This is a genomic window from Pseudomonas sp. NFPP28 (assembly GCF_900115535.1).
GTDB lineage: Bacteria > Pseudomonadota > Gammaproteobacteria > Pseudomonadales > Pseudomonadaceae > Aquipseudomonas > Aquipseudomonas extremorientalis.
The window spans coordinates 1-7,161 of the sequence record NZ_FOWT01000016.1 but is presented as its reverse complement, the minus strand read 5'-3'; the positions used below and the strand labels follow the sequence as shown (position 1 = coordinate 7,161).

The window sequence follows — 7,161 nt, the reverse complement described above, 5'->3', positions numbered from 1 at the left end:
TTCAGTGAAGTTGGCGGGTGGGATCAATGCTTACCAGTACGTACCCAACCCGACGGGATGGGTAGATCCATTAGGGCTGAGCTCATGTCCTGGCGGAGATGGTTGCAAGCAAGCCGCCATTTCTCAACGCTCTTCGCCAAGCGTCAATGACGGAGAGCCCGCGTTACCCCAACTGACTCGTGCTGAGCGTCAGGCAAGAATTGATGAGCTTGCCGAAGCGAACGCCTATAAGCGTCTGGACGAGCTTGAGAAGGCAACGCCGGGAGCACATTTCCTGGAAAAACACGGCGCACAAACGACACTCGAGTCTCAGCTCGAACGATTAAATACCGCAAGAAACCCGACGACAGGAATTATTGAGCGCTACACATCGGGCCCAAACACAGGGGAACCTAAATACCCACCCGCTGCAACACACTATCTCAGCCATAGGGATCAGCTAAACTCGATATACCGAGCCCAGCTTATTTTTAGACGAAACGGACACGCTGCATCATTAGAACCAATGAATATGGGAAAAATTGTTGGCGAAGGATACTCAAGAGAGGGAATGGAATATAGCCAACAACGTAAAGCAAGGGTGATATTAAACAACCAAGGCCACCCAAAAACTGCATACACGGAGAAATGACCAAAATGAAAAACAAGCCTAGCATGTCAATAATCCGTGGACTACTGTTCACTTACGACATTGAAAACACTGATGACTTAGAGCGAGAGAAACTAATTGCATCAAAAGACGTAAATAATGAAAAAGAACTTGCAGATCTTTTTGACGAGTTAACCAAACCAGAATTTCTCGATTATACGAGGAGTGAGCAGGAGTGGTTCATTGCCTCGATCACACATTTCTTAGCCATCAATGACAATTTTGATGCCGTTTTCAAAAGCATGGCAACCTATTTCAGCGCACCCGTAATTAATCAGAGAAAGTTCATGCAGGTCTTATTGACATGTTTGAAAAACTACTACGACTTGCCAAGATCGGAAAATTAAGAAAACAAGCGTATCCGGCATCTGCCTGGGTAAGTATCGAAGATTTCTAAAAAACCAGCCTCCCCACTTGCGGCAATCGAACTTGCTCGCGTTGGGCCGCGAAGCGGCCCCAATCCAGGCGATGAGGTCTTCAGGTAAATCGGCTACGACGCATTCGGCAACCTCGTCCGCGAACGACGCGGCAAAGGCCATCAACTCGTCACCGAATACCGCTACGACTGCCAGCATCGTCTGATCGGTATTAAAAAACCTAACGGCCAGACCGCCAGCTACCGCTACGACCCGTTTGGGCGGCGTATCAGTAAAACCGTCGACGGCATCACCAAAGAGTTCTTCTGGCAAGGCGACAAACTGATTGCCGAACACCATGCGGATCGGCATCGCAGCTATCTCTACGAGCCGGACAGCTTCCGTCCGCTAGCCTTGCTGGAAGGCTTCGGCCCCAAGGAAACCAAGGCCTACCACTACCAACTCGACCACCTTGGCACGCCGCAGGAACTCACTGCCCAAGACGGCGAAATCGTCTGGTCGGCGCATTACCGTGCCTACGGGGAAATCACCCGCCTCGACATCGGAAAAGTCGACAACCCGCTGCGCTTCCAGGGTCAGTATTTCGATCAGGAAAGCGGGCTGCACTACAACCGCCATCGCTACTACAATCCGGATGCTGGTCGGTATCTGACGCCGGACCCGGTGAAGCTGGCGGGTGGGATCAATGCTTACCAGTACGTGCCCAATCCGACGGGATGGATAGATCCCTTAGGTCTAAGCTGTACGAATGGAAACTGTCCTGAAGGTCCATATAGCATAATAGTTCCAGGAGGGGGTTTAACTGCACATGAGAAAGCAGGAGGACATTTAATGGAAAAACACATAGGTAGAAGCGACAAACAATTATTGGAACGTTTAAAGCAAGAGCCACACATCCCAGCCGCCTCAACCTTCCATGACAGAGCAACAGCAGAGCGGGAAATATCGACCGTACTGGATGAAAACAAAGCCAAAATCGATAACTTTTTAAAAGGGAAAAACAATCAAATCGTCATCATTCAAAAAACCAAACATCCCGTAGGTACAAGTTTCAAAAAGAACAGCACATCAGCCGTTTCGGGAAAGGAAATTTACCTGATAATCCGTAAAGCCCCTAACATGCATACTGGTTACCGAATTCATACTGGATTTCCAAACCCATGAACCAAGACTATCCCGAACTACAACAGTTTTTTGCTGGTTACTTCAATCAAGACTGGGTTGACGACCACGAAAAAGCAGACGATGTTATTGAGTTTTTCATCTCCGACTCATCTGAAGACACGATATTAAAAGTACAAACAGAACTAGATAAGCTAATGCGCAGCGTAAAGACAGAGCAAGAGTTGGAAGCTTATTTATTCAGCGATATAGGTTGCTACTATTATTATCGCAGCGAATGGCCCGACGGCCTAACTTGGTTGAGGCATGTTGTATCAACACTTAAAAACAGAACCCCCAAAATTAAAAATGAAAAAATCTAACCGGTGCAAAGGACGCGATACCCGCTTATGTGGCGAGCGAGCTTGCCCTGCGTTGGGCCGCAAAGCGGCCCCAATCCAGGCGATAGATGTCTTCAGGTGAAACGGCATTGTCTGTTTTGGGGCTGCTACGCAGCCCAACGCAGGGCAAGCCTGCTCACCACAAAAGGGTGTCAATCAGCAGAAAATCACCGCTTCGAAAGTTCCATAATCATCCGACTCAACAGATAAACCCGCGGCACCACACTCTCCACCTCCGCATACTCCTCCGGCGTATGAATATTCCCGCCAACAATCCCAAACCCATCCAACGTCGGCGTCCCTACCCCGGCTGACAAGCTGGCATCCGCCGCACCGCCACTGCCTTCAATCGTCAACGTCTTGCCCAACTCCCCATAAATCCCCTGGGCAATCGCCACCAGCTTGTCCGACTCCGGCGTCTGCGGCATCGGTGGCAGCCCACTCTGCAGGCTGGTCTTCACTTCGGTCTCGGGGATCAGCTTGTTGGCCGACACCCGTGCCAGGTCCTTCTCGATGCGGTCAAACTCTTCCGGCAATGCCGCGCGCACGTCGGCCTTGGCGGTGGCCTGGTCGGGAATGACGTTGGTGCGGTCGCCCGCCTTGATCACGGTGAAGTTGATGGTGGTTTTCTTCTCTGCATCACCCAGCTTGCCCAGTTGCAGGATCTGGTGCGCCGCTTCCATGGCGGCGTTACGGCCGAGTTCCGGGGCGACGCCGGCGTGGGCGGCTTTGCCTTTGACTTCGACCACGGCGGTAGCGCTGCCTTTGCGCCACACCACCAGGCCATCGGCCGGGCGCCCGGGTTCGAGGTTGAGGGTGACGTCGTGGGCCTTGGCGGTTTGGCGGATCAGCTCGGAGGCGGCGTCGGAGCCGGTTTCTTCGCTGGCATCGAGCAGGAAGGTGATTTGCGCGTAGTCCTTGAAGCCCTGGTCCTTGAGGACTTTGAGCGCGTAGATGCCGGCGACGATGCCGCCTTTGTCATCCATCACGCCGGGGCCATAGGCGCGGCCGTCCTTGATGTGGAACGGGCGCTCGGCGGCCGAGCCTTCCTTGAACACGGTGTCCATATGGGCCATCAACAGGATTCTGGCTTTGCCGGTGCCCTTGAGGGTGGCGACCACGTGGCTGTTGTTGGCGGCTTTGTCCGGCACCAGCTCGATGGAAAAGCCCAGCTGTTTCAGCTCATCCACGGCGATGTCGCGCACTTGGGTCAGGCCCGGTTCATAACCTGAGCCCGAGTCGATATTTACCAGGCGCTCCAGCAGTTTCAGGGCGTCGGCCTTGTAGTGTTCGGATTGGGCCTGGATCTGTTTATGGGGCTCGGCGCTGTAGGCCGGCACAGCGAAGGACACGGCCAGGGTGGCGGCCAGGAGGGTACGGCGGAAGGTGAAGAGCATGAACCGATCCTTGTTTTTGTTGGAAGGTGCCGTGACACCCTACCCCACAGACTGATCGCAACCAACCCTCGCGCACCGCACCGCCACACCCAGCAACAGAGCAGCCGTGATGCGTTGCATCAGAGGGCGTGAGCAAGTGCACCCTCAACGAAGCCCTCGACCGCCTGCGCGGGCGCAACCTGCTCGCTTCCAGCCAAGGCCGTGTCTATTCACTAGAAATATTAGAAATTTATTAGTACATAACCGTTTATCGGCTATGCAGCGGGATAAAACCTGTCGCACCAGCCTTTTTGCTTCGTCATGTATCTCCTTATCGCCAGATACACTGCAATACAAAGGGTACAAGGCAAGGCCGGCGCCAGTGGCTAGACTGCGCTCCAACGAGCATTTAACGAGGAAGGCAGCATGGATCATGTCGATCACATCCTGATCGTCGATGACGACCGGGAAATCCGCGAACTGGTGGGCAACTACCTGAAGAAGAACGGCTTGCGCACCACCGTGGTCGCCGACGGCCGCCAGATGCGCAGCTTCCTCGACACCACCCCGGTGGACCTGATCGTGCTGGACATCATGATGCCCGGCGACGACGGTTTGCAGCTGTGCCGCGAGCTGCGGGTGGGCAAGCATAAAGCCACGCCGGTGTTGATGCTGACCGCACGCAACGATGAAACCGACCGCATCATCGGCCTGGAAATGGGCGCGGACGATTACCTGGTCAAACCGTTCGCCGCCCGTGAGCTGCTGGCGCGCATCAACGCGGTGCTGCGCCGCACGCGGATGCTGCCGCCGAACCTGGTGGTCAGCGAAACCGGGCGGCTGATCCGCTTCGGCCGTTGGCGCCTGGACACCACCGCCCGCCACCTGCTCGACGAAGACGACACCCTGGTCGCCCTGAGCGGCGCCGAATACCGCTTGCTGCGGGTGTTCCTCGATCACCCCCAGCGCGTGCTCAACCGCGACCAGTTGCTCAACCTGACCCAAGGCCGCGACGCCGATCTGTTCGACCGTTCCATCGACCTGCTGGTGAGTCGCCTGCGCCAACGCCTGCTGGACGACGCCCGCGAACCGGCCTACATCAAGACCGTGCGCAGCGAGGGCTACGTGTTCTCCCTGCCGGTGGAAATCCTCGAGGCCGAGCAATGACCTTAAGGTTTGGCTGGCCGCGTACCCTGGCGTCACAGTTGTCGCTGATCTTCCTGATCAGCCTGGTGTGCGCCCATGGCTTGTCCTTCAGCGCGCAGTTCTATGAGCGCTACATCAGCGCGCGCACCGCCATGCTGGGCAACCTGGAAAACGACGTGGCCACCTCGGTGGCGATCCTCGACCGGCTGCCCGCCGACGAGCGCGCCAGCTGGCTGCCGCGCCTGGATCGGCAAAACTACCGCTACCTGCTCAACGCCGGCGAAACCGGCGAGCCGATGCGCAGCGACGACGTGCCCATGGCCGCCACCTCGATCGCCGATGCATTGGGTGAACACTACGCGCTGACCTTTCGCGACATCCCTGGGATGCAGAAGCACTTCCAGGCGCACCTGACCCTGGCCGACGGCAACCCGATCACCCTCGACGTGCGCCCCTCCATGCTGCCCGTCGCGTACTGGCTGCCGGTGGTGCTGGTGCTGCAACTGGCGCTGCTGCTGGGCTGCACCTGGTTCGCCGTGCGCCTGGCCATCCGCCCGCTGACCCGCCTGGCGCGCGCCGTGGAGACCCTGGACCCTAACGCTCACCCCACGCCGCTGGACGAAACAGGCCCCACCGAAGTAGCCCATGCCGCGGTTGCGTTCAACGCCATGCAACAACGCATCGCCGAATACCTGAAGGAACGCATGCAGATCCTCGCGGCAATTTCCCATGACCTGCAAACCCCGATCACCCGCATGAAACTGCGCGCCGAATTCATGGAGGATTGTGCCGAACGCGACAAACTGTGGAGCGACCTCGGGGAGATGGAGCACCTGGTGCGCGAGGGCGTGGCCTACGCACGCAGCGTCCACGGCGCCACCGAAGCCAGCCACCGCATCAACCTCGACGCCTTCCTTGACAGCCTGGTGTTCGACTACCAGGACATGCACAAACAGGTGAGCCTCAGCGGCAAAAGCGCGGTAGTTCTCGACACCCGCCCTCACGCCCTGCGCCGGGTGCTGGTGAACCTGGTGGACAACGCCCTCAAGTTCGCCGGCGCCGCGCAACTGGAGGTCGGTTCGACCGCCGATGGCGAGCTGTCGATCAAGGTGCTCGACAACGGCCCGGGCATTGCCGAGGACGAACTGGTGCAGGTGATGCAGCCGTTCTACCGCGTGGAAAGCTCACGCAACCGCGGCACCGGCGGCACCGGCCTGGGACTGGCGATTGCCCAGCAACTGGTGGTGGCGATCGGGGGCTCGTTGACGTTGAGCAACCGGCCGGAAGGTGGGTTGTGCGCGCAGATCAAGATCAGCCTTTAAAGCAGGCCAACGTGATTGCTGCACGTTGACCAGTCTTGTTACACACCATATAGTGTGCCCACAAACAGATCAGACCACTACATAGTGTGCGGTCTCGGTATTTACCGACCACATTATGGGCAGTATTTCAATGCCTTGAAGCCTGCAAAAACACTTATTTTTCGAATACCAGGAAGGAGCATTTCCATGCTGAGTTGGGATGAAGTCGACAACGAAGACACCGGTGCAGCGGTGATCAAGGGCGCCAATGCCGGCCACGCCAGCGAAGCCAACATGGACCGCCTCGACGGTGCCGGCGCCGCGGCTGCGCTGGAAGCCCGTAACGTGACCGCCAACGACTCCGCCGCCATCGTCCGCGCCAAGGCTGCGCTGGACAAACTCGACGTCGCCGAAGGCCTCGCCGAACTCGAAGGCGCCTCCGCCCGCGTCGCCGTTGACGAAAAGCGCATGATCAACTGCCGCGCCGACCTCAACCAACTCGTGCCGTTCAAGTACGACTGGGCCTGGCAGAAGTACCTCGACGGCTGCGCCAACCACTGGATGCCGCAAGAGGTCAACATGACCGCCGACATCGCCCTGTGGAAAAACCCCGAAGGCCTGACCGACGACGAACGCCGCATCGTCATGCGCAACCTCGGCTTCTTCTCCACCGCCGACTCCCTGGTCGCCAACAACCTGGTGCTGGCCGTGTACCGCCTGATCACCAACCCGGAGTGCCGCCAGTACATCCTGCGCCAGGCCTTCGAAGAAGCGATCCACACCCACGCCTACCAGTACTGCATCGAATCG

General features: G+C 57.4%; 5 protein-coding genes and 2 pseudogenes. 6 read left to right on the top strand and 1 reads right to left on the bottom strand.

Translation table 11 applies throughout. The annotated features are described in order from the left end of the window. The 3 genes and pseudogenes from BM110_RS29670 to BM110_RS29105 all read left to right on the top strand — a co-directional run. Nucleotides 1–631: pseudogene (locus tag BM110_RS29670) on the top strand (rhs family protein); the annotation flags it as partial. A 509-nt stretch (nt 632–1,140) separates the two neighbouring features. Beyond that, nucleotides 1,141–2,190 (top strand): annotated as a pseudogene (locus BM110_RS29110) (RHS repeat-associated core domain-containing protein); the annotation flags it as partial. Beyond that, entirely contained in the window at nt 2,187–2,510 is a 324-nt protein-coding gene (locus BM110_RS29105) for a contact-dependent growth inhibition system immunity protein (RefSeq protein ID WP_093514677.1), read from the top strand. The pseudogene BM110_RS29110 and the gene BM110_RS29105, both read left to right, overlap by 4 nt. A gap of 185 nt (nt 2,511–2,695) precedes the next feature. Here the strand turns inward: BM110_RS29105 and BM110_RS29100 are convergent, their stop codons facing one another. Continuing rightward, nucleotides 2,696–3,925, bottom strand: a complete 1,230-nt coding sequence (locus BM110_RS29100; RefSeq protein ID WP_093514676.1) for a M20/M25/M40 family metallo-hydrolase — start codon at nt 3,923–3,925, stop codon at nt 2,696–2,698. A 405-nt stretch (nt 3,926–4,330) separates the two neighbouring features. Here BM110_RS29100 and BM110_RS29095 point away from each other — a divergent pair, with 405 nt between their 5' ends. From BM110_RS29095 to BM110_RS29085, 3 genes are all read left to right on the top strand, one after another. Beyond that, nucleotides 4,331–5,071 (top strand): response regulator, encoded by a 741-nt coding sequence (locus BM110_RS29095; protein WP_092250889.1) that lies wholly within the window; start codon nt 4,331–4,333, stop codon nt 5,069–5,071. Beyond that, nucleotides 5,068–6,372, top strand: coding sequence for an ATP-binding protein (locus tag BM110_RS29090; protein WP_071490715.1), 1,305 nt, complete (start codon nt 5,068–5,070; stop codon nt 6,370–6,372). The genes BM110_RS29095 and BM110_RS29090 overlap by 4 nt, the downstream gene beginning before the upstream one ends. A gap of 186 nt (nt 6,373–6,558) precedes the next feature. Further along, nucleotides 6,559–7,161, top strand: a 603-nt coding sequence (locus BM110_RS29085) for a ribonucleotide-diphosphate reductase subunit beta (RefSeq protein ID WP_175538877.1), incomplete at its 3' end; no start/stop codon positions are given.